19 protein-coding genes and 2 tRNA genes are annotated in these 23699 nt (G+C 61.8%); 16 read left to right on the plus strand and 5 right to left on the minus strand.

What is annotated here, in order from left to right:
- Positions 1–11: 11 nt before the first annotated feature.
- Positions 12–3161: an efflux RND transporter permease subunit gene (locus ACEN9F_RS29900; RefSeq protein ID WP_413427223.1), complete on the minus strand. Its 3150-nt coding sequence runs from the start codon at positions 3159–3161 to the stop codon at positions 12–14.
- 172 nt (positions 3162–3333) lie between these two features.
- On the opposite strand from ACEN9F_RS29900, the gene ACEN9F_RS29905 reads away from it, so the two are divergent.
- The 6 genes from ACEN9F_RS29905 to ACEN9F_RS29930 all read left to right on the plus strand — a co-directional run bounded on the left by ACEN9F_RS29905 (position 3334) and on the right by ACEN9F_RS29930 (position 10418).
- Complete coding sequence (locus ACEN9F_RS29905; protein ID WP_413426158.1) at positions 3334–4257, plus strand: patatin-like phospholipase family protein; 924 nt, start codon at positions 3334–3336, stop codon at positions 4255–4257.
- Positions 4258–4294: 37 nt separating this feature from the next.
- Complete coding sequence (locus ACEN9F_RS29910; RefSeq protein ID WP_413426160.1) at positions 4295–4705, plus strand: GlcG/HbpS family heme-binding protein; 411 nt, start codon at positions 4295–4297, stop codon at positions 4703–4705.
- 253 nt (positions 4706–4958) lie between these two features.
- Positions 4959–6134 (plus strand): glutamine-hydrolyzing carbamoyl-phosphate synthase small subunit, encoded by a 1176-nt coding sequence (carA, locus tag ACEN9F_RS29915; protein ID WP_413426162.1) that lies wholly within the window; start codon positions 4959–4961, stop codon positions 6132–6134.
- A 1-nt stretch (position 6135) separates the two neighbouring features.
- A complete protein-coding gene (carB, locus tag ACEN9F_RS29920; protein ID WP_413426164.1) occupies positions 6136–9354 on the plus strand; it encodes a carbamoyl-phosphate synthase large subunit in 3219 nt (1072 codons plus the stop codon).
- Between the two features lie 105 nt (positions 9355–9459).
- Complete coding sequence (gene greA / locus ACEN9F_RS29925) at positions 9460–9936, plus strand: transcription elongation factor GreA (protein WP_413426166.1); 477 nt, start codon at positions 9460–9462, stop codon at positions 9934–9936.
- Positions 9936–10418, plus strand: a complete 483-nt coding sequence (locus ACEN9F_RS29930; protein WP_413426168.1) for a DUF4149 domain-containing protein — start codon at positions 9936–9938, stop codon at positions 10416–10418. The genes greA and ACEN9F_RS29930 overlap by 1 nt, the downstream gene beginning before the upstream one ends.
- Positions 10419–10516: 98 nt before the next feature.
- Here ACEN9F_RS29930 and ACEN9F_RS29935 read toward each other — a convergent pair whose 3' ends face one another.
- On the minus strand, positions 10517–10987 hold the full coding sequence (locus tag ACEN9F_RS29935) for a YhbY family RNA-binding protein (protein ID WP_413426170.1): 471 nt from the start codon (positions 10985–10987) through the stop codon (positions 10517–10519).
- A gap of 42 nt (positions 10988–11029) precedes the next feature.
- Here ACEN9F_RS29935 and ACEN9F_RS29940 point away from each other — a divergent pair, with 42 nt between their 5' ends.
- From ACEN9F_RS29940 to ACEN9F_RS29965, 6 genes are all read left to right on the plus strand, one after another.
- Positions 11030–11722, plus strand: coding sequence for an RlmE family RNA methyltransferase (locus ACEN9F_RS29940; protein WP_413426172.1), 693 nt, complete (start codon positions 11030–11032; stop codon positions 11720–11722).
- 202 nt (positions 11723–11924) lie between these two features.
- The gene (gene ftsH / locus ACEN9F_RS29945; RefSeq protein ID WP_413426174.1) at positions 11925–13808 is read left to right on the plus strand and encodes an ATP-dependent zinc metalloprotease FtsH; all 1884 of its coding nucleotides are present in this window, start codon (positions 11925–11927) and stop codon (positions 13806–13808) included.
- Positions 13809–13892: 84 nt separating this feature from the next.
- On the plus strand, positions 13893–14732 hold the full coding sequence (gene folP / locus ACEN9F_RS29950; RefSeq protein WP_413426176.1) for a dihydropteroate synthase: 840 nt from the start codon (positions 13893–13895) through the stop codon (positions 14730–14732).
- 27 nt (positions 14733–14759) lie between these two features.
- The gene (gene glmM, locus ACEN9F_RS29955) at positions 14760–16106 is read left to right on the plus strand and encodes a phosphoglucosamine mutase (protein ID WP_413426178.1); all 1347 of its coding nucleotides are present in this window, start codon (positions 14760–14762) and stop codon (positions 16104–16106) included.
- A 72-nt stretch (positions 16107–16178) separates the two neighbouring features.
- Positions 16179–16255, plus strand: a tRNA-Pro gene (locus tag ACEN9F_RS29960).
- 72 nt (positions 16256–16327) lie between these two features.
- A tRNA-Arg gene (locus tag ACEN9F_RS29965) sits at positions 16328–16404 on the plus strand.
- A gap of 104 nt (positions 16405–16508) precedes the next feature.
- Here ACEN9F_RS29965 and ACEN9F_RS29970 read toward each other — a convergent pair.
- Entirely contained in the window at positions 16509–17150 is a 642-nt protein-coding gene (locus tag ACEN9F_RS29970) for a Crp/Fnr family transcriptional regulator (protein WP_413426180.1), read from the minus strand.
- Between the two features lie 199 nt (positions 17151–17349).
- Here ACEN9F_RS29970 and ACEN9F_RS29975 point away from each other — a divergent pair, with 199 nt between their 5' ends.
- From ACEN9F_RS29975 to ACEN9F_RS29985, 3 genes are all read left to right on the plus strand, one after another.
- Positions 17350–18048, plus strand: coding sequence for a hypothetical protein (locus tag ACEN9F_RS29975; protein WP_413426181.1), 699 nt, complete (start codon positions 17350–17352; stop codon positions 18046–18048).
- A 61-nt stretch (positions 18049–18109) separates the two neighbouring features.
- Positions 18110–18535: a YeeE/YedE family protein gene (locus ACEN9F_RS29980; protein ID WP_413426183.1), complete on the plus strand. Its 426-nt coding sequence runs from the start codon at positions 18110–18112 to the stop codon at positions 18533–18535.
- Entirely contained in the window at positions 18535–18948 is a 414-nt protein-coding gene (locus ACEN9F_RS29985) for a DUF6691 family protein (RefSeq protein WP_413426185.1), read from the plus strand. The genes ACEN9F_RS29980 and ACEN9F_RS29985 overlap by 1 nt, the downstream gene beginning before the upstream one ends.
- 115 nt (positions 18949–19063) lie before the next feature.
- Here the strand turns inward: ACEN9F_RS29985 and ACEN9F_RS29990 are convergent, their stop codons facing one another.
- Complete coding sequence (locus ACEN9F_RS29990) at positions 19064–21163, minus strand: TonB-dependent receptor (protein ID WP_413426187.1); 2100 nt, start codon at positions 21161–21163, stop codon at positions 19064–19066.
- A 391-nt stretch (positions 21164–21554) separates the two neighbouring features.
- Here ACEN9F_RS29990 and ACEN9F_RS29995 point away from each other — a divergent pair, with 391 nt between their 5' ends.
- On the plus strand, positions 21555–22145 hold the full coding sequence (locus ACEN9F_RS29995) for an FxDxF family PEP-CTERM protein (RefSeq protein WP_413426189.1): 591 nt from the start codon (positions 21555–21557) through the stop codon (positions 22143–22145).
- Between the two features lie 59 nt (positions 22146–22204).
- Here ACEN9F_RS29995 and ACEN9F_RS30000 read toward each other — a convergent pair whose 3' ends face one another.
- Entirely contained in the window at positions 22205–23677 is a 1473-nt protein-coding gene (locus ACEN9F_RS30000; RefSeq protein ID WP_413426191.1) for an aldehyde dehydrogenase family protein, read from the minus strand.
- Between the last annotated feature and the right edge of the window lie 22 nt (positions 23678–23699).

The following is a 23699-nucleotide window of genomic DNA, read 5'->3' on the forward strand; positions in this document are numbered from 1 at the left end:
TTGAGGCTCCGTTATTTGTTTTTGCGGCCATGCGCCATGCTGAACACGACGGGCACGAATATCAAGGTGGCGATGGTGGCGAAAATCAGGCCGCCGATGACGGCGCGGCCGAGCGGCGCATTCTGCTCGCCGCCTTCGCCCAGGCCCAGCGCCATCGGCAGCATGCCGATGATCATGGCCAGCGCGGTCATCAGCACCGGGCGGAAGCGCACGAAGCCCGCTTCCAGCGCGGCGGCGGTGGCGTCGCCAAGTTCTGCCAGGCGCTCGCGCGCGAAGCTGATCACCAGCACGCTGTTGGCGGTGGCCACGCCCATGCACATGATGGCGCCGGTGAGGGCGGGCACGGACAATGTCGTCTGCGTGGCGAACAGCATCCAGACGATGCCCGCCAGCGCGGCCGGCAGCGCCGAGACGATCACCGCCGGATCGGTCCACGACTGGAAGTTGACCACGATGAGCAGGTAGATCAGCACCACCGCGCCCAGCAGTCCAAACAGCAGGCCGGAGAAGGCGCGGTCCATGGTGCGGGCCTGGCCCAGCAACTGCACGCTGGCGCCTTTCGGCACGTCCGCCTTGGTTTCCTCGATCGCGCGGCGGATGTCGGCGGCGACGGCGCCGAGGTCGCGGTCCTGCGTGGCGGCGTGGATCTGCACCATCGGCTGCACGTCGTATTGGCTGACCAGGGCGCTGGCGGTGCCGCGCTGGAAAGTCGCCAGGCCGCCCAGCGTCGTGGTGTTGGTGTTGCTGCCGTTGCCGACCGGCAGATTGCCCAGGCTGGCCAGCGAGTCCAACTGATACTGCGGCGTTTGCATGACGATAGGGTAGCTGACGCCGTTGACCGGATTGAGCCAGAAGGTCGGCGCGACCTGGCTGCTGCCGGCCAGGTTGATTACCATGCTGTTGGTGACGTCGCGCGTGGTCAGGCCGACCAGTTGCGCCTGCGTGCGGTCCAGCTCCACGTTGAACACCGGCGCCTTGTTCGATTGCTGGATGCGGGCATCGGCCACGCCGGGAATCGCTTTCACGCGCTTGAGCAGCTTCTGGGCGTATTCGTAGCTGGCGTCGATCTTGCCGCCCCGGACCTGGACGTCGATCGGCGCCGGCGCGCCGAAGTTCAGGATCTGGCCGACGATATCGGCGGGCGGGAAGGAGAAGGTGGTGTCCGGGAACTCGCGCGGCAGCACCTCGCGCAGCTTGCGCACGTAGTCCGCCGTCGGCTTGTGGCCTTCGGCCAGGGCGATCTGGAAATCGCCGTCCTGCGAGCCGATCACGCCGGTGTTGTTGTAGGTGAGGTTGATCGAGCTCGCAGGCAGGCCGATGTTGTCCACCATCGTGACGATTTCCTCGGAAGGGATCACGCGGCGTATCGCCTGTTCGACGCGGGCGAAGCGCTCCGCGGTCTCTTCGGCGCGGGTGCCGATCGGCACGCGGACATGCATCAGCACCTGGCCGGAATCGACCGCCGGGAAGAAGTTGCTGCCGATGAAGGGCACCAGCCCGAACGACAGCCCGACCACCGCGACGAAGCCGATCACGAAGACCTTGCGGTGCGCGACCGCGCTTTTCAGCACGCCGTGGTAGCCGTCGCGCAGCTTTTCAAAGCGCGCCTCGAAGCCGCGCTGGAAGCGCGACAGCGGGTTGTTGCCGGCGGCCGAGTGATGGTCGCCGGTATGCGGCGCGTGTGCGCGCAGCAGGTAGTTGGCCATGGTCGGCACCAGGGTGCGCGACAGGATGAACGAGCACACCATGGCGAAGATCACCGCTTCGGCCATCGGCACGAACAGGAAGCGCGAGACGCCGTCGAGGAAGAACATCGGGATGAACACGATGCAGATGCACAGCAGCGAGACGAAGGCCGGGGTGACGATCTGCTGCGCGCCGTCGAGGATCGAGGTTTCGACGTCCTTGCCTTGCTCCAGGTGCCAGTTGATGTTCTCGATGGTGACGGTGGCGTCGTCGACCAGGATGCCGACCGCCAGCGCCAGGCCGCCCAGCGTCATCAGGTTGAGCGTTTCGCCGAAGGCGGCCAGCGCGATGATGGAGCCGAGGATGGACAGCGGGATCGACACCGCGATGATGACGGTGGAGCGCCAGCTGCCGAGGAACAGCAGGATCATCACGCTGGTCAGCGCCGCCGCGATGGCGCCCTCCATGGCGACGCCCTTGACGGCGGCGCGCACGAACACCGACTGGTCGTTGATCGGCACCACTTTCAGCGCATCGGGCAGGGCGGGCTTGAGGGTCTCCAGCCGCGCGCGCACGCCGTCGACGATCGCCAGCGTGGAGGCGGCGCCGTTCTTCAGTACCGACATCAGCACCGAACGGCCGCCGTCGACGTGGACGATGTTGGTCTGCGGCGCATTGCCGTCGTGGACGTCGGCGACGTCGCGCAGGTAGATCGTGCTGCCGTTGACCACCTTGATAGGCAGGCGGCCCAGCTCCTCGATCGCCGACGGCGCGGTATTCAGGTTGATCGTGTATTCCAGGCTGCCGATCTTCTGCGTGCCGACCGGCGTGAGGATGTTCTGCGCCGCCAGCGCATTGGCGATGTCCTGCGCCGACAGGCCGCGCGCCTGCAGCGCGTCCGGCTTGACGTCGATCTGGACCTGGCGCTGCTTGCCGCCGTAAGGCAGCGGAATGGCGGCGCCCGGCACCGTCACCAGCGGGGTGCGCACGGTGTTGAAGCCAAGGTCGTACAGGTTTTGCTCGGACAGTCCCTTGCCGGACAAGGCCAGCTGCAGGATGGGCACGGTGGCGGCGTTGTAGTTCAGGATCAGCGGCGGCGTGATCCCGGCCGGCATCTGCTTGAGCAGCGCCTGCGAAATCGCGGTCACCTGGGCATTGGCCACCGCGATGTTGACGCCGGGCTGGAAGAAGATCTTGACCACGCTGACGCCGGCGTAGCTATTGGCCTCGATATGCTCGATGTCGTTGACGGTGGTGGTCAGCGAACGCTGGAACAGCGTCGAGATGCGGCCCGCCATCTGGTCCGGCGGCAGGCCTGTGAACTGCCAGGCCACGGCGATCACCGGCATGCGGATCTCGGGGAAGATGTCGGTAGGGGTGCGCATTGCTGTCAGCGGACCGACTATCAGCAAGAGCAACGCCATCACGACGAAGGTATAGGGACGTCGCAAGGCGACGCGGACGGCATCGATCAGCACAAATGGACTCCGAGGGGGAGAGGCGCGGTGGCCTCGGTTGATCAAGTGACGAGTTCATGCGAAATTCGTCGTAAATAGTATATTAGTGAAGCAAATCGTGCTTGACCAGCATTGAAATGTACGGTTTCAGTTACAATCTGGGGCGCCAAATCAGCCCAAGACCCCATACATGCAAGCACGCCGCCTGACCCTTATCGCATTAGCCGCGTTCGCGGCCGCCGCCATCGTCGGCTGCAAAACCAATCCGCCGGTGGAAACGCCGGTGGTGCAGGCGCCGGTCGTGCCGGAGCCGCTGCCGCCGAAGAAAATCAAGATCGGCCTGGCGCTGGGCGGCGGCGCGGCGCGCGGCTTTGCCCACATCGGCGTGATCAAGGCGCTGGAGGCGCAGGGCATCTATCCGGATATCGTGGTCGGCACCAGCGCCGGCAGCGTGGTCGGCGCCATGTACGCGGCCGGCAATACCGGCTTCCAGCTGCAGAAGATGGCGCTGGACATGGACGAGGCGTCGATCTCCGACTGGGCCCTGCCGCTGTTCGGCAAGAGCACGGGCGTGCTGAAAGGGGAGGCGCTGCAGGCCTACGTCAACAAGTCGGTCAACAACCTGCCGATGGAAAAACTCAAGATCCCGTTCGGCGCGGTGGCGTCGGACTTGAAGAACGGCCAGCCGATCCTGTTCCAGCGCGGGAATACCGGCATGGCGGTGCGCGCATCATCGGCGGTGCCGGGCGTGTTCCAGCCGGTGACGATCAACGGCCACACCTATGTGGATGGCGGCCTGGTGGCGCCGGTGCCGGTGCGCTTTGCGCGCGACATGGGTGCGGACTTCGTCATCGCCGTCAATATCTCGACGCAGGCCGACGTGCAGGCCACCGTCAGTTCGCTCGACGTGATCATGCAGACCTTCAGCATCATGGGCCAGCGCATCAACCAGTACGAATTGAAGGATGCCGACATCGTCATCGCGCCCAGCCTGGGCAAGATGGCCGGCAACGACTTCGCCGGCCGCAACCAGGCGATCCTGGCGGGCGAGCAGGCGGCGGCGCAGGTGATGTCACAGATTAAACAGAAACTCGAAGCCAAGCGCAAACCGTAGGCGGTACAATCTCCGCTCCAATAATAAGGAAGTCTTTATGCAAACCAAACCGTACCTGTCGCTTGCCGACGTGAAGAAAATCGCCGCCGCCGCCGAAGCCGAGGCCGTCGCCCATCAATGGGCTGTCGTGATCGCCATCGTCGACGACGGCGGCCATCTGCTGTGGCTGCAGCGCCAGGACGGCGCCGCGCCGCTGTCGTCGCACATCGCTCCCGCCAAGGCGCGCGTATCGGCGCTGGGCCGCCGCGAGTCGAAGATCTACGAAGACATGATCAACAACGGCCGCGTCTCGTTCCTGAGCGCGCCCGCGCCGCAGACCGACGGCATGCTCGAAGGCGGCGTGCCCATCATCGTCGACGGCCACATCATCGGCGCGGTCGGCGTCTCGGGCGTGAAATCGGCCGAAGATGCGCAGATCGCCAAAGCCGGCATCGCCGCGCTGAACTAATTTACAAGGTTTTGCAGGGATGCCGCCCGACAGTCGTCCGGCGGCATTTTTTTCGCCCCCAATGCGCCGCCTGCCATTGCCAAGCGGGGTGGTTTTGGTTATAATTCAAAGGTTTAGCCAATCTCACCTCTACCGTAGCCGACTACCACTCACTCCATATTCAATCTGACCTTCCACCCGGCCTGCGACGGCGGGGATACAACGACGGTCGTCTGACGTGGCGCAGCTACGGTAACTTTATCAGGAGTTGCCCTTGCCGCCATTTTTTTCTGGCCCCGCCGTTCCAGCCATACTGGCCCTCGCTGACGGAACCATTTTCAAAGGTTTTTCGATCGGCGCCGCCGGTCATACGACCGGTGAAGTGGTCTTTAATACTTCCATGACCGGCTATCAGGAAATCCTGACCGATCCCTCCTATAGCCGCCAGATCGTCACCCTGACGTATCCGCATATCGGCAACACCGGCGTGAACCCGGAAGATGTCGAATCCACCCAAGTCCATGCAGCCGGTCTAATCATCCGTGACCTGCCGCTGATCGCTTCGAATTTCCGCTCCACCCAATCGCTGTCCGACTACCTGAAGGCCGAAGGCATCGTCGCCATCGCCGGCATCGACACCCGCAAGCTGACCCGCATCCTGCGCGAGAAGGGCGCCCAGTCCGGCGCCGTCGTGACCGGCACGCTGGGCAACGAGCCGTCGGTGACGCAGGCGCTGGACCTGGCCCGTTCCTTCCCCGGCCTGTCCGGCATGGACCTGGCCAAAGTGGTCACCGTCAAGGCGGCCTACGAGTTCACCGAAACCGAATGGACGCTGGGCGAAGGCTACGGCAAACTCGCGGACGCCTGGCCGGCCGCCCAGTTCCACGTGGTCGCCTACGACTTCGGCGTCAAGCGCAACATCCTGCGCATGCTGACCGCGCGCGGCTGCAAGGTCACCGTGGTGCCGGCGCAGACCAGCGCCGCCGACGTGCTGGCGCTAAACCCGGACGGTGTGTTCCTGTCGAACGGCCCAGGCGACCCGCAACCGTGCGACTACGCGATCGAAGCCGCCAAGGTCTTCATGGACAAGAAGCTGCCGCTGTTCGGCATCTGCCTCGGCCACCAGATCATGGGCCTGGCCTCGGGCGCGACAACCCTGAAGATGAAGTTCGGCCACCACGGCGCCAACCACCCGGTGCAGGACCTGGACAGCAAACAAGTGCTGATCACGTCCCAGAACCACGGCTTCGCGGTCGACCCGGACACGCTGCCGGCCAACTGCCGCGTCACCCACAAATCGCTGTTCGACGGCTCGCTGCAGGGCTTCGCCCGCACCGACACGCCGGCCTTCTGCTTCCAGGGTCACCCTGAAGCATCGCCTGGCCCGACTGACGTCGCTTACCTGTTTGACCGCTTCATCGGCATGATGGAAGCAACGGAGAAAAAATAAGATGCCTAAACGTACAGACATTAAAAGTATTCTGATTATTGGCGCTGGCCCGATCATCATCGGTCAGGCTTGCGAGTTCGATTATTCCGGCGCACAGGCCTGCAAGGCCCTGCGCGAAGAAGGCTACCGCGTCATCCTGGTCAACAGCAACCCTGCGACCATCATGACCGACCCGGAGATGGCCGACGTCACCTACGTCGAGCCGATCACCTGGCAAGTCGTCGAGAAGATCATCGCCAAGGAAAAGCCGGACGCGATCCTGCCGACCATGGGCGGCCAGACCGCGCTGAACTGCGCGCTGGACCTGCATCGCCACGGCATCCTGGACAAGTACAAGGTTGAACTGATCGGCGCCACCCCGGAAGCCATCGACAAGGCCGAAGACCGCTCCAAGTTCAAGGACGCGATGACCAAGATCGGCCTGGGCTCCGCCCGTTCCGGCGTGGCGCACTCGCTGGAGGAATCGTGGGCCGTGCAGCGCGAAGTGGGCTTCCCGACCATCATCCGTCCGTCGTTCACGATGGGCGGCAGCGGCGGCGGCATCGCCTACAACGAAGAAGAATTCGAAGCCATCTGCAAGCGCGGCCTGGAAGCCTCGCCGACCAACGAGCTGCTGATCGAGGAATCGCTGCTGGGCTGGAAAGAGTACGAGATGGAAGTGGTGCGCGACAAGGCGGACAACTGCATCATCATCTGCTCGATCGAAAACCTGGATCCGATGGGCGTGCACACCGGCGACTCGATCACGGTCGCGCCGGCGCAGACACTGACCGACAAGGAATACCAGATCATGCGCAACGCCTCGCTGGCGGTGCTGCGCGAGATCGGCGTCGACACCGGCGGCTCGAACGTGCAGTTCTCGATCAACCCGGCCGACGGCCGCATGATCGTCATCGAAATGAATCCGCGCGTATCGCGTTCGTCGGCGCTGGCATCGAAAGCCACCGGCTTCCCGATCGCCAAGGTCGCGGCCAAGCTGGCGGTGGGCTTCACGCTGGACGAGCTGCGCAACGAGATCACCGGCGGCGCGACCCCGGCCTCGTTCGAGCCGTCGATCGACTACGTCGTCACCAAGATCCCGCGCTTCACGTTCGAGAAATTCCCGACCGCCGACCACCACCTGACCACGCAAATGAAATCGGTCGGCGAAGTGATGGCGATCGGCCGCACCTTCCAGGAATCGTTCCAGAAAGCGCTGCGCGGCCTGGAAGTCGGCGTCGACGGCCTGAACGAAAAAACCAAGGACCGCGAGAAGATCGAAGAGGAACTGGGCGAGCCTGGTCCCGAGCGCATCTGGTACGTGGGCGACGCCTTCGCCCAGGGCTTCACGCTGGAAGAAGTGCACGCGCTGACCAAGATCGATCCATGGTTCCTGATCCAGATTAAAGAGATCGTCGACCTGGAACTGTGGATGGACACGCAGAAGCTGGAGCAGATCGACCGCACCACGCTGTACAAGCTGAAGCAAAAAGGCTTCTCGGACCGCCGCCTGGCGTTCCTGCTGCAGACCGATGCCAAGGCCGTGCGCGCCAAGCGCCATGAGCTCGACATCCGTCCGGTGTACAAGCGCGTCGATACCTGCGCGGCCGAGTTCTCGACCAACACCGCGTATATGTACTCGACCTACGATGAAGAGTGCGAGTCCAACCCGACCGACAAGAAAAAGATCATGGTGCTGGGCGGTGGCCCTAATCGTATCGGCCAGGGTATCGAATTCGACTACTGCTGCGTGCACGCGGCGCTGGCGATGCGCGAAGACGGCTACGAGACCATCATGGTCAACTGCAATCCGGAGACCGTGTCGACCGACTACGATACCTCGGATCGCCTGTACTTCGAATCGCTGACCCTGGAAGACGTGCTGGAAATCGTCGAACTGGAAAAACCGGTCGGCGTGATCGTGCAGTACGGCGGCCAGACCCCGTTGAAACTGGCGCTGGACCTGGAAGCCAACGGCGTGCCTATCGTCGGCACCTCGCCGGACATGATCGACGCGGCCGAAGACCGCGAGCGTTTCCAGCAATTGCTGCACAAGCTGAACCTGCGCCAGCCGCCTAACCGCACCGCGCGCACCGAAGCCGACGCCCTGGCGCTGGCACAGGAAATCGGCTACCCGCTGGTGGTGCGTCCTTCGTACGTGCTGGGCGGCCGCGCGATGGAAATCGTCCACGAGCAGCGCGACCTGGAACGCTACATGCGCGAAGCGGTCAAGGTATCGCACGATTCGCCGGTGCTGCTGGACCGCTTCCTGAACGACGCCATCGAGTGCGACGTCGATTGCATCTCCGACGGCGAAACCACCTTCATCGGCGGCGTGATGGAACACATCGAGCAAGCCGGCGTGCACTCGGGCGACTCCGCCTGCTCGCTGCCGCCTTACTCGCTGGCGCAGGAGACCATCGATGAACTGAAGCGCCAGACCGCGCTGATGGCCAAGGGCCTGAACGTGGTCGGCCTGATGAACGTGCAGTTCGCGATCCAGAAGCAGGACGGCCAGGACGTGGTCTACGTGCTGGAAGTGAACCCGCGCGCATCGCGCACCGTGCCGTTCGTGTCGAAGGCGACCGGCCTGCAGCTGGCCAAGATCGCCGCCCGCTGCATGGTCGGCCAGACCCTGGCCGCGCAAGGCATCACCAAGGAAGTCGTGCCGCCTTACTTCAGCGTCAAGGAAGCCGTGTTCCCGTTCGTGAAATTCCCGGGCGTCGACACCATCCTCGGACCTGAGATGAAATCGACCGGTGAAGTCATGGGCGTCGGCAAGACCTTCGGCGAAGCCTTCGTCAAGTCGCAGCTGGGCGCCGGCATCAAGCTGCCGAAGTCGGGCAAGGTATTCCTGTCGGTGAAGGCGTCGGACAAGCCGCGCGCGGTACAAGTGGCGCGCGACCTGGTGGCGATCGGCTTCACGCTGGTGGCCACCAAGGGCACCGCCGCCGTGATCGCGGCGGCCGGCATTCCGGTCACGCCGGTCAACAAGGTGGCCGAGGGCCGTCCGCACGTGGTCGACATGATCAAGAACCACGAGATTGTCCTGGTCATCAACACGGTTGAGGAAAAGCGCAGCGCCATCACGGACTCGCGCGCCATCCGCACCTCGTCGCTGGCCTCGCGCGTGACCACCTACACCACCATCGCCGGCGCCGAAGCGGCGGTGGAGGGCATGCGTCACCTCGACGAATTGCAAGTGTACGATTTACAAGGGCTGCATAAAACCTTACACTAAGGTTCTCTGACGGCTCGCTGTCAGACCTTTTAACCACAGAGCTCGCGCTGCAGGTTGGCGTGGCCTCTGTGGTTTTCCATTGTAAAAACAGAGTAAATAAACAACATGACTTCAGTTCCACTTACCAAGTTCGGCGCAGAACTCTTGAAAGAAGAGTTGCATCAGTTGAAGACCAAAGAACGCCGTATCGTGATCGACGCGATTGCCGAAGCACGCTCGCATGGCGACCTGTCGGAAAACGCCGAGTACGATGCCGCCAAGGAGCGCCAGGCGTTCGTTGAAGGCCGCATCGCCGAACTGGAAGGCAAGTTGAGCGCCGCGCAAGTCATCGACCCGACCACGCTGGATGCGGACGGCCGCGTGGTGTTCGCATCGACCGTGGACCTGGAAGACCTGGACTCGGGCGCGAAAGTGACCTACCAGATCGTCGGCCTGGACGAAGCGGACTTGAAACTGAGCAAGGTATCGGTGACCTCGCCGATCGCCCGCGCGCTGATCGGCAAGTCGGCCGGCGACGTGGTGGAAGTGCAGGCCCCGTCCGGCCCGCGCGAATACGAAATCCTGGAAGTGCGTTACATCTGATGTTACTCGCGCGCACCCGTTTGCTGGTCGCGACCCTGTGGGCCGGCAGTCTGTGGGCGGTCGGCTACCTGGCCGCGCCGACGCTGTTCGCCACCCTGAGCGACCGCGTGCTGGCCGGCACCATTGCCGCCAGCCTGTTCAAGAATCAAGCCTGGCTGTCGATCGCCTGCGCGCTGGTGATGCTGGTGCTGCTGTGGATCAGCAAGGGCGCCGAGACCGGCGGCATCTTCGCCGGTTCGGCCGCCAACACGGCCGCCAAGGCGCGCCGCAATCTGTTGCTGGTGGTGTTGGTGATGCTGTTGTGCACCCTGATCTCGCACTTCGGCCTGCAGCCGATGATGGCCGCGTTGCGGGCCGCGGCGGGGCCGGGCGGTGTCATGGAAGGGGCTGCTAGGAATGAATTTGGCATGCTGCACGGCATTTCCAGCAGTATTTATCTGGTGCAGAGCCTGCTGGCCGCGTGGCTGGTGGTGAAACAGTAGAATTTCGTCATTCTCGCGTACGCGGGAATCCATGGAGCGCTTGCCTGGCAAGGTCAGCATGGATTCCCGCTTGCGCGGGAACGACTACGGCGCAGGGCTTATTTGCTGCCCAGTGCGCTCTTCTTGGTCGACTTCTGCAGTGGCTTGGCGCGTTTGATGTTGCCGCCTTGGGTCACGCGTTCATTCCCCTTGAGCAGTACCTTGGTCACCGACGGACGTTTGGTGCCACTCGGGCTAGGCTTGACGATGGTCACTTCGCGCAGGCCCTTGCCGGACGTCGAGCGGGCTTTTTCCGCTTCGACCTTCGGACGGTACAGCACCAGCAGCTTGCCGATGTGTTGCACCGGCGCCGCACCGAGCTGTTCGCAGATGGTGTCGTACATGGCGGCGCGGGCTTCGCGGTCGTCGCCGAACACGCGCACCTTGATCAGGCCGTGCGAGTCGAGGCCGAGGGCGATTTCCTTGAGGACGTTCGCGGTCAGGCCCGATTCGCCGATCATGACGACGGGTTTGAGGCCATGAGCTTCGGCGCGCAGGGCGCTGCGCTCAACGGGTGTAAGTTTTAGCATAATAATTTTTAGTAGTTCCCTTAAAGGCAGTATTCTACGCGAATGAAGAAGAAGAAATTAAACAAAAACTGGTTACACGACCACATTAACGACCCTTACGTGAAATTAGCGCAAAAAGAGGGCTACCGCGCCCGCGCCGCTTTCAAGCTCAAGGAGATCGATGAGGACGAGAAGCTGATCGTGCCCGGCCAGGTCATCGTCGACCTCGGCTGCACGCCGGGCAGCTGGGGCCAGTACGTGCGCCGCAAGCTGGCCGGCGCCGAGGGCGGCGGCATCAACGGCACGCTGATCGGCCTCGACATGCTGCCGATGGAGCCGATCGCCGATTTCCACTTTATCCAGGGCGATTTCCGCGAAGCCGAGGTGCTGCAGCAGCTGGAAGACCATGTCAAAGGCAAGAAAGTTGACGTTGTGTTATCGGATATGGCGCCCAACCTGTCCGGCATCGCCTCGTCCGACGCCGCGCGCATGGAACATTTGATCGATCTGGCGATCGAATTCTCTCAAGCCCATTTGAAACCCAGTGGCTCGCTGCTGGTGAAATGTTTTAAAGACATGGGTTTTAACGATATTGTGCTGAAATTCCGCCGCGAATTCAAAACCGTGGTCCAGAAAAAACCGAAAGCCAGCCGGGATAAATCCTCGGAAATCTTCCTGCTGGGCCGGGGCTTGAAAAATCCGACCGACGGCATGGCATCGGCGCAGCCGCTCGATTCCGACGAATTCCACCCTTGATTTTTGCGCTACGGGCCGCACATCCAAGCAGGGAAAAGCACTTTTGTCTTGATTGCATCGGTATTTTGGTCAAATAATGTGTTTTTCCGCTGGGTTTACACCCCCGCGCACGAGTGGGCTTCTGGCACCGCCTGCTTATTGCGAGTAAAATCGGGTTTCTAGCTATAGGTTAAAAGATGCGCCCCGCATCCAAGGAGTTTTCGTGAATAACATGTTTTCCAAATCAGCCATCTGGGTAGTCGTGGTACTGCTGCTGCTCATGCTGTACAAGCAGTTCGACAGCCATGGCGTTGCCGGCGGCGCTAAGACCATCGCTTATTCCGATTTGCTGGATGAGGTGAAAGCCAAGCGCATCAAGGACGTCGTGATCGAAGGCGCCAGCATCACCGCGACCCGCAGCGACGACACCAAGGTCCGCACCACCGCGACCTCGCTGGACCGCGGCCTGGTCGGCGACCTGCGCGAGAATGGCGTGCACTTCGACGTGCGTCCGCCGGAAGAGCCTTCGTTCCTGCAGCAAGTCTTCGTCTCTTGGTTCCCGATGCTGTTGCTGATCGGCGTGTGGATCTTCTTCATGCGGCAGATGCAGGGCGGCGGCAAGGGCGGCGCGTTCTCCTTCGGCAAGTCGAAGGCGCGCATGATGGACGAAACCAATAACACCGTCACCTTCGCCGACGTCGCCGGTTGCGACGAAGCGAAGGAAGAAGTCAACGAAATCGTCGATTTCCTGAAAGATCCAAGCAAGTTCCAGAAACTGGGCGGCCGCATTCCGCGCGGGGTGCTGATGGTCGGTCCTCCGGGTACGGGTAAAACCCTGCTGGCGCGCGCCATCGCCGGCGAAGCGAAAGTGCCGTTCTTCTCGATCTCCGGTTCGGACTTCGTTGAAATGTTCGTCGGCGTGGGCGCCTCCCGCGTGCGCGACATGTTCGAGAACGCCAAGAAACATTCGCCTTGCATCATCTTCATCGACGAGATCGACGCGGTCGGCCGTCATCGCGGCGCCGGCATGGGCGGCGGCAACGACGAACGCGAACAGACGCTGAACCAGCTGCTGGTCGAGATGGACGGTTTCGAAGCCTCGTCCGGCGTGATCGTGGTGGCCGCCACCAACCGCGCCGACGTGCTGGACAAGGCGCTGCTGCGTCCGGGCCGTTTCGACCGCCAGGTCTCGGTCGGCCTGCCGGACATCCGCGGCCGCGAGCAGATCCTGAACGTGCACATGCGCAAAGTGCCTATCGGCACCGACGTCAAGGCCGACATCCTGGCCCGCGGCACCCCCGGCTTCTCGGGCGCCGACCTGGCCAACCTGGTCAACGAGGCGGCACTGTTCGCGGCGCGCCGCAGCAAGCGCCTGGTCGACATGGCCGACTTCGAAGATGCGAAAGACAAGATCTTCATGGGCCCGGAGCGCAAGTCGATGGTGATCCGCGAGGAAGAGCGCCGCAACACCGCGTACCACGAGTCCGGCCACGCCGTGGTCGCCAAGCTGCTGCCGAAGGCCGATCCGGTCCACAAAGTGACCATCATGCCGCGCGGCTGGGCACTGGGCCTGACCTGGCAGCTGCCGGAGCACGACAATATTTCGGGCTACAAGGACAAGATGCTGGAAGAAATTTCCATCCTGTTCGGCGGCCGCATCGCCGAGGAAATCTTCGTCGGCCAGATGTCGACCGGCGCCTCGAACGACTTCTCGCGCGCCACCAAGCTGGCCCGCTCGATGGTGACCCGCTTTGGCATGTCCGACAGCATGGGCGTGATGGTCTACGAAGACAGCCAGAACGACGGCTTCTTCGGCGGCGCGTCGAAGACGATTTCCGAAGCGACCCAGCAAATGGTCGACGCCGAGATCCGCAACATCCTCGACACGCAGTATCAACTGGCGCGCAAGCTGCTGGAAGAAAACCGCGAAAAAGTCGAAGTGATGACCAAGGCCCTGCTGGAATGGGAAACCATCGACGCCGACCAGATCAACGACATCATGGCCGGCCTGGAGCCGCGCGCACCGAAGCCGGGCGTGACGATCCGCAAGCAGCCTCCCAGCGATGGCGGCTCGGGCGTATCGCCCAGCGTGACCGCACCGGCCTAAGTTACTAGCGCCAAGGCGTTCACTACATAAAGGGTGAGGAGCGATCCTCGCCCTTTTTTATTCCTGTATTTATTTCTGCACTACATGCGATCTACACTTCAGTTTGGCCGATTCAACTATCCGTGGCGGGGCGACGGCGTGCGCGCCCGCGTGATGGGCATCCTCAACGTCACCCCGGACTCCTTCTCCGACGGCGGCAACTACCAGTCGCTGGAATTCGCGCTGTCCCATGCCGAGCAAATGATACTGGACGGCGTCGATATCATCGATGTCGGCGGCGAGTCCAGCCGTCCCGGCGCGCCGCCGCTGCCGCTGGAGCAGGAATTGCAGCGGGTCATGCCGGTGCTGTACGCGCTGCGCGACATGGGGCCGGCCATCTCGGTCGACACCTACAAGCCGCAGGTGATGCGCGAAGCCGTCATCGCCGGCGTCGACATGATCAACGATATCAACGGTTTCCGCGCGCCAGGCGCCATCGATGCGGTGCGCGACAGCGACTGCGGCTTGTGTATCATGCACATGCAAAGCGATCCGCAGCACATGCAGCTGGCGCCGTCGTACGCCGACGTCGTCGCCGAGGTGAGCGGATTCCTGCGCGAGCGCGTGGATGCGATGATCGCCGCCGGCATTGATCCGCGCCGGCTGTGCATCGATCCCGGCTTTGGTTTTGGCAAGACGGTGGAGCATAATTACGCCTTGCTCAAAGCCACCGGCCGCCTGATCGCCGAACTCGACATGCCGCTGCTGGCGGGCCTGTCGCGCAAATCGATGATCGGCGCCGTGGTCGACAAGCCGGTCGAGCGGCGCATGGCGGGCAGCGTCGGCGGCGCGCTGGCGGCGGTGGCGCAGGGCGCCGTCATCGTCCGCGTGCACGACGTGGCGGAAACGGTGGACGCGCTCAAGGTATGGCAGGCAGCACACTAAAACCAATAACGATAAAGAGAACTCACAATGGCACGTAAATATTTTGGCACCGATGGTATCCGCGGCCTGGTCGGCGAATCGCCGATCACGCCTGACTTTGTCATGCGCCTGGGCTATGCGGCCGGCAAGGTGCTGGCCAACAAGCGCGTCGGCGGCGCCCGTCCGACCGTGTTGATCGGCAAGGACACGCGCATCTCCGGCTACATGCTGGAAGCGGCGCTGGAGGCGGGCTTCTCGGCCGCCGGCGTCGACGTCATGCTGGCCGGCCCGATGCCGACCCCGGCGATCGCCTACCTGACGCGCGCGCTGCGCCTGTCGGCCGGCGTGGTCATCTCGGCCTCGCACAACCCGTTCCAGGACAACGGCATCAAATTCTTTTCCGACCAGGGCACCAAGCTGCCGGACTCGGTCGAGCTCGACATCGAGGCGGCGCTGGACCTGCCGATGAACTGCGTGCCGTCGGAAAAACTGGGCCGCGCCAAGCGCCTGGACGACGCCCAGGGCCGCTATATCGAATTCTGCAAGAGCACCTTCCCGAACGAGCTGGACCTGCGCGGCCTGAAGATCGTGGTCGACTGCGCCCACGGCGCCGCCTACAACATCGCGCCGCACGTGTTCCATGAACTGGGCGCGGAAGTGATCGCCATCGGCAACAAGCCGGACGGCTTCAACATCAACCTCGGCCACGGCGCCACCGCGCCGGACGCGATGGCCGTCGCCGTGCGCGCGCATGGCGCCGATCTCGGCATCGCGCTGGACGGCGACGCCGACCGCCTGATCATGTGCGACGCCAACGGCCGCCTGTACAACGGCGACGAGCTGCTGTACCTGATGGTGATGGACCGCATGGCCACCGGCCCGGTCGCCGGCGCGGTCGGCACCTTGATGACCAATATGGCGGTCGAGGTGGCGCTCAAGGAGAAGGGCGTCGGCTTCGCGCGCGCCAAGGTCGGCGACCGCTACGTGCTGGAAGTGATGCAGGACAAGGGCTGGATCCTGGGCGGCGAAGGCTCTGGCCACTTGCTGTGCCTGGACAAGCACACCACCGGCGACGGCATCATCTCGGCGCTGCAGGTGTTGTCGGCCTTGAAGCGTTCGGGCCGCTCGCTGGAGCAGTGCGCCGGCGAACTGGTGATCTTCCCGCAGACGCTGGTGAACGTGCGCGTCGCGCCCGGCTTCGACTGGACCAAGAACGCCGCCATGGTCGCGGAAAAAGAGCTGGTCGAGCGTGAACTGGGCGACAGCGGCCGCGTGCTGATCCGCGCTTCCGGCACGGAACCTTTGATCCGCGTGATGGTCGAAGCACGTGATGCCAAGGATGCCGAATCGATGGCGCGCCGCATCGCCGACAAGGTGGAAAAGCTGGCTGCTTAAAATTTCAGCAATGAAATAATAAGATGGCCCTTTCATTGACGGCGCGAGTGGCAAGCGTTAGAATGTCGTCTTCGGAGTGTGGCGCAGCCCGGTAGCGCACCTGGTTTGGGACCAGGGGGTCCAAGGTTCGAATCCTTGTACTCCGACCAAGAACTTTTAAAACGGGTTGTCTCAGGACAGCCCGTTTTTCATTTCAGCGACGTATTCTCGTCGCGACATATCTGCCCATAGCTCAGTTGGATAGAGCATCAGCCTTCTAAGCTGAGGGTCGCAGGTTCGATTCCTGCTGGGCAGGCCAACATTCACTTCGCGTTCGGTTGGGCATAGATGACGATGGGTGTCGGCGCAGGTGCCTTGATAGCGGCAATGTCAATCCTGCTCCAGCTGGCGATTGATCCTGGCTTAAGAGTGGAGCTCGGTCATCCGGCGCAGGCCGGCGGCATCGCGCAGGACGATCTTGCGGTTGCTGACGTTGATCAAGCCCTCGGTGCGGAAGCGGGTCAGCACGCGGCTGATGCTTTCCACCGCGAGCCCCAGATATGAGCCTATCTCTTCGCGCGACATCCGCAGGTTGAACAACTCGCCGGACTCGCCCTGCGCGGCTTGCTGCCGGCTCAAATCCAGCAGGAAGCCGGCGATGCGCTGCTGCGCGGTGGCGCCGCTCATCAGCATGGCGCTTTGCAGTTGGCTTAATTGCAATCCCAGCAAGAGGTGAAACTGCGCCAGCAAGGGCGCTTGCCCGGCCATCAGCGCCGCCAGATCGGCATACGGAATTTCACACACCTCGCTGTCGCACAGCGTGATGGCGTCGAAGCGGTGGCCGTTCATTCCGAGGCCCTCCAGGCCCACCATCTGTCCGGGTCCATAAAAACCGACCACCTTGCGGGCGCCGTCCGGCGCTTCATGTTCCGCCTTGCACTGGCCGCTGCGAAGCACGTGGACATGGGTGAACGGCATGTCTTGCACGAGGAATTTCCGGTGTTTGGCCAGCGGCAGGTGTCCGCTGACGATGTGCTCGAAACGCTGGAGTGCCGGACCGTCCAATTTGGCAGGCAGGCAATGAAGGCGGACTGGACACTCGCGGCAGCCGCCGCGAGCGATTAAATCTGGGGAAGAGTGCATGCCCGAAGCTTAGCAAGCGCTATTCGAAAAAAAATTGATCTCGATCAAAACTATCGCGATCAGCCGGGAGACAGCACGCCTGATACACTACGCCACTTACAATAAAAAGCTGGTGGCATAAATGACTGCAACGACATTACCAAGCTGGGCGACGGCAGAAGAAACGTGTTTATGGCTCGCCGAAAAAACCGGAACTCCATGGAATCTGGCACGTTTGCTGGAGGGCGGTTTGACGCCACACGTGTGGTTGGATTATTCGGAAGAATACAGCGGCCTTTTTGCCGAGGGCGTCAAGCGTTATCCCGCTCCTATATTCTTCGTTGAGGATATCAAACGGCTTTTGGATGGCAGTGCTGACGTCTTGATACGCATGACGCGCGACTCCGATCGCATATCTTTTAAATTGAAACCGCCGGGTATTACCCAGCCGCTGGATGCGCTGCGTTTCTTTCAATGGGATATAGCGCAGCTTGTTGAAGATATTTTGAATCCCAAGGAGATTATTCAATCACCAGTGGAAGTTCCAAAAGGATTGGCCAAGGAGGAAATTATTCATCTATTCGGCGGGATGGTGAAAATGGATCTGGCCAAATCCTTGGCCGACGCCATCGGCATATTCGGCGACGATGGCGCCAGGGTGAGAAAGAATTCGCGTGCCGGTAAAAATTCCTACCTGTGGAATCCCGTGACGCTGGCGTTGGGATTGAATGATGTCTACCGCGTGCCGATGCCGCGTTTGAAGAAGGCGTTCGCCGTCCAGGCCGAACTGCGTCCCTGGAAAGACGCATGGATCGAGTCTTTGCGTTTGTTGGGAGAGTGAAAGCATGCTAAAAATTAGCTTGTACGCGCCGTTTTCTGGCGCATGTCCGGGGAGAGTGTGAATGACCATCGACGTCCTGCATTTCACGCCATGGCCGGCTTTTGCCGGCGGCGTGCTGATCGGCCTGGCGGCCGCTATATTAATCCTGGTGAATGGCCGGATTGCCGGCGTGAGCGGCATCATCGGCGGCTTATTACGCCCCAATAAGGGGGATGTGGCCTGGCGCTTGGCGTTCATTGCCGGCCTGATTCTGGCGGCTGTTATTTACGGCATCTTTTACGCATTACCTGAAGTCCAGGTCGATGCGTCTTGGACAACGGTATTGATTGCGGGACTGGTGGTTGGCGTCGGTACCCGTTATGCATCGGGTTGTACCAGCGGCCATGGTATTTGCGGTGTATCACGCTTATCGCCGCGTTCAATGGCTGCCACGGCGATATTTATGGCCGCCGGTTTTATCGTCGTGTATTTATTGAGGCATCTGTGATGTTGATCTCATTCATCTGTGGTTTGATATTTGGCGTCGGGCTGATTATTTCCGGCATGGCGAATCCGGCCAAAGTATTAGGTTTTCTCGATTTGGCGGGAACCTGGGATCCATCGCTGGCATTTGTCATGGCCGGCGCGGTTTTTATTGGATTCTTTGCTTTTCTTTATGCCGCGCGGCGTAAAACCACTTTGCTGGGCAAAGAATTGAAATTGCCGACCGCAACGAAAATCGACCGCCGCCTGGTGCTGGGATCGATATTATTCGGCGCGGGTTGGGGATTGGCGGGATTCTGCCCCGGACCAGCCTTGGTAGCGCTGGGAACGGTCTCTCCGAAGGCGATTCTGTTCGTTCTGGCGATGCTGGCCGGCATGGGCGTATTCGAGCTGATCGAGCGCCGGCGCGGTGGATAAGTTCCCGCTGCGACAAATTTGCGCAGCGAGGGTTTTTTCATCTGAAACAAGCACTTAGGATCGGGTGGTCCGGCTTGTTAACAAGCTTATCCACAGAATTTGTTAACAACCCGGATCAAAAGCGGTAGCGCGCCGTCAATTGCGCCGAGCGCGGTGCGCCGGGCAGATTCAGGTTCTTGCTGCTGCCGTGGCCGGCCACGATGTACGCGCGATCCAGTAAATTCATCACGTTCAGCGTCAGGTCGATGCCGCTGTCGCGGTAGTAGGCCATCGCGTCCACGGTCAGGTAGCCTGGCAGGACCACCGTATTGCCCGGATTGGCAAAGCGGTCGCCGACGTAGTTCATGCCGCCGCCGATGCCGAAATGGCCGGCCAGCGCCTTGGACAGCCACAGGTTGGCGCTGTGTTTCGGCGTCAGCGTCGGACGCTTGCCCAGTACGAACTGGCCGTCGTCCTTGGCGATCGACGCCAGCATCGACGCGTCCAGATAGGAATATCCGGACCACGCCTGCCAGCCGCCGCCCAGATTGCCGCTGAACGTCAGTTCCAGGCCGTTGGTCCGCTGAGTACCGATAGGAATCAGCTTATTGGTGATCGGATCCGACGATTTCATGTTGGTACGCGTCAATTGGAACAGCGAGACACCCGCCGAAGCTTGGCCTCCGAACAACTCATATTTGGCGCCGATTTCCTTGTTTTTGGTGGTTTCCGGTGCGATGTCGGCGTTATTGACTGCCAGTGCGAAGCCTTCGCCCGACGGCTGGAAGGAGCGGCTGAATGAGGCGTAGTACGACTGCGCCGCGCTCGGCTGGAACACCAGGCCCACGCGCGGGCTCCAGTTGCGGTCGGTGCGCGCCACGCTGGCCACGCCGACGCGGCGCTCTTCGGTCTCCTGCTCAAATCGGTCGTAGCGCACGCCAGCCAGCGCTTTCCATTGCGAAGCCAGGCTGACGAGGTCTTGCACATAAGCGCTGGCGACCTTGAAGATGCCCGTATTGTTCGCTGTAGGCGCTCCACCGGCGGTAAATGGCACGACTGGCGCGACAGGATTGAACAATGAGACGGTCGCCATATTGGCTTGTGAGCGTACCAGCTGATCCTTGTTCTGCTTGCCGAATTCCACGCCGTACAGCACGGTGTGCTGCATGCCGGCCAGTTCGGCGTGCTGTGTCAGCTCGGTCTGGTTGCTATAACCGTCTTCGTCGCGGGCGACATTGCCGCGCGTCAGCGAGGCGGTTTTGGCCGCTTCGTTGACCGAGCCGATCAGCGTATTGTTGCGGTCCAGCGTGTAATCGTAGTGGCGGAAGGCATTACGGATCGAGAATTGCTGGCTAAAGCGGTGATCCAGCGTGAAACCGAAGGCTTTGACTTTGGATGCGCTGTAGTCGACATTCCTGGCGTTGGCCGCGCCGTAATAGGTGCTGGCGGGAACATCCACTGCGCGCCCCTGGTAAGACGGATTGCCGAAGTCGGTCAAGCGCTTGTCGTGCAAGTATTCAGCCTGCAGCAGCAACAGCGTCTCCGCACCCAGTTTGAACTGCAGCGATGGCGCCACCGCCTCGCGCTTGAGGAATTGCTGGTCGCGATAGCTATCGGCATCCTCCACTGCTCCGGTCACGCGGAAGGCGACGCCGCTGTCCTTTAGATTGCGCGCCAGGTCGAACTCGCCCCGTTTCTGGCCCCAGCTACCCGCTTGCAGACTGGCCTCGCTGCGGTCGATGCCGGGTTTCCTGGTGATGCGGTTGATCATGCCGCCCGATGAGCCGCGTCCGTACAGCACGGACGCCGGCCCTTTGATGACTTCCACCTGCTCGATATTCGACAGGTCGCGGAAATACAGGGCATCGTCGCGCATGCCATCGACGAATTGGTCGCTGATGGCGCTGAAGCCGCGGATGGTGACCTGATCGCGTTGGCCGTCGCCGGTCGACATGCCGATGCCCGGCACATTTTTCAGCGCATCCTGCAGCGAACGCGCGCCTTGATCGTGCAGCAATTGCTCCGGCACCACGTTGACGGTTTGCGGGATGTCGCGCAGCGGCGCGTCAATCTTGGTGGCGCTGGTGGAGAAGGTGGGGCGGTAGCCCGTATCGCTGGCGCCGGTAACGGTGACTACCTGCAGGGTTTGCTCCGGCGCCGCGCCGGTTTGCGCCCATACGGGGGAGAGGGAAATACTCGCCAGCATCAACGCCAGCGGGGTCTTGTTCATTGCCATGAAAATCCTTGAAGTAGTTTTTGTGGCTGGCTACTTCGTCGCAGGACAGTTTGCTGGCTTAATGAGAATGATTATCAACTAATTATGCGGCAAAGTTGCAATCGGCGCAAGCAGGAGCTAAACCGCGCAGTGGATAACTTTTGCTGCGATAAATTTACGCAATGGAATAATTTCCTTTAAAAACAATAGTCTGGTGCAGGCGGGGCGCGCTTGTTAACAGCTTTATCCACAGAATTTGTTAACAACCATGGTCGTTGTAATTTTTGTAGTTTTCTTGTTGTGTAAGCAAACGCACAGTTGTCGAGGATGCATCTCTCTATGCTTTGGGTCACCGGTTAAGTGCGTCCGGGAAAACTCATTAATTAATTGCTAACTGCTACGGAAACCAAAAATGAAAATCAAAAATATCGTGCTCGCGTCGATGATCGCAGGCGCAAGCCTGATGGCATCGTCCGCTTACGCTGCGACGGTGGGGAAAACTGTCACCGTGGACCTGAAAACGGACTTGTCGGGCGGCTATAACGCGCATTTCGGCAATGAATTCACCAGCGTCGAGACCAACAACCTGTTCGTCGACAAGTATATGTTCACCCTGACGAACGGCTTCGACTCGTCGGCTTCGCTGACCTCCACCTATCTGAAATCGAGCACGGTCAAGGACCTGTTGATCACCGGTTTCAGTCTGGTGCAATACGATCCAGTCACCAATGCCATCCTGAACACCTATGCGGGTACCAATACCACCACCGGTCTCAGCGCGCATCCTACCGACAATTGGGAACTGACCACGATGGGCCTGTCGGCGGGCAGCTATTTCGTTGAAGTCGATGGCCAGATCATCGGCAATGCCGGCGGCACCTACGGTTCGGATCTGACCATCGCCGTGGCTGCCGTACCGGAGCCAGCAACCTATGGCCTGCTGGGTGCCGGCCTCGGCCTGCTGGGCTTTGTGGCCCGCCGCAAGAAAGCCAAAAAAGCTTAAGCAGCACTGGTCATACGCAAAACGCGCCCGGGACTACGACCCCGGGCGCTTTTTTTTGCTTACAGTTTTGGCAGCCGCAGGGAGTTGACCACGGTGCGGATCAGCCACAGCCGGCCTTTGGTGTAGGGCGGGAAGAACAGCTTGATCAGCATCAGCGGCGACGAGCGTAACACCGCGCGCTCGTGCGAGAAGCTCTTGAAGCCGTATTCGCCATGCGCGCTGCCCATGCCGGAGTTGTTCACGCCGCCAAACGGCAGATTGCCATGCGCGAAATGCGCGACGCAATGGTTGACGCAGGCGCCGCCCGAGCTGGTCTGTTTCAGCACCTTGTCGATATTGTCCTGGCGCGTGCTCCACATGTACAGCGCCAGCGGCTTGGGCGCGGCGTTGATGTCGGCGATCACCCGGTCCAAGTCCTGGTATTCGATGATGGGCAGCAGCGGCCCGAAGATCTCCTCCGACAGGATGGTCGCGCCGGCCGGGATTTTCTCGATCAGCGTCGGCGCGATGTAGCACTGCGCCTCGTCGACCTCGCCGCCGGTATGCACCACGGCGCCGCGCTGCACGGCGTCGGCCAGCAGGCCGGCCAGCCGCTGCGTATGGCGCCGGTTGACCACGCGCGCCAGGTCCGGGCTCTGCTTTTGCGCGGCGGCGTTGACGCCGTAGCGCAGTTGCAGCACCTTGCGGCAGGCGTCGATAAATGCGGGCTTGACGGCGGCATGCACGTAGACATGGTCCGGCGCCACGCAGGTCTGGCCGTTGTTGATGAATTTGCCCCACATCAGCGTCTCGGCCGCCAGCTGCAGGTTGGCGGTCTCGTCGACGATGGTCGGCGACTTGCCGCCCAGCTCCAGCGTCACGCTGGTCAGGTGCTTGGCGGCGGCGGCCATCACCAGCTTGCCGACCGCCGGCGAGCCGGTGAAGAAAATATGATCGAACGGCAGCTGGAGCAGGGCGTACGAAGTCGGCTGGCTGCCTTCAAACAGCGCCACCTCGTCTGCCGGGAACACCTCGGCGATGATCTGCGCCATCAGCGCCGACACCGCCGGCGTCATCTCGGACGGCTTGATGATCGCCGTGTTGCCCGCCGCCAGCGCGGAGACCAGCGGTCCGAAACACAGGCTCAACGGATAATTCCATGGCGCGACGATCAGCACCCGTCCGCGCGGCTGGTACCGCACCGAGGCCGAAGTGCCCAGCATGGTGGTGGTGGGCCAGTGCCGGCGCGGCTTCATCCAGCGCTTGAGCGAGCCCAGCACGTGACGGATTTCCTCCATCACCGGCAGGAATTCGGACGCTTCCACTTCGGCCGGGGACTTGCGGAAATCCTGGCGGAAGGCGTCGTAAAACGCTTCGCGCCGCGCCATCATGGCGTCGCGCAGGCGCTTGACGCGGGCGATGCGCTCGGCGGCGGTCGAGCCGCGCCAGTTGAGCGCGGTCCGCCCCTGGGATTCGAAGGCGGCCTGGATCAGCCGGGGATCGGCCTCGCCATCGGCGGCCTGGTGCAGTACTGCTGTGTTTGCGTCGCTCATATCGTCCCTATGGTTCTTGTTA

The organism is Duganella sp. CT11-25, from assembly GCF_047302815.1.
Lineage (GTDB): Bacteria > Pseudomonadota > Gammaproteobacteria > Burkholderiales > Burkholderiaceae_D > Rugamonas.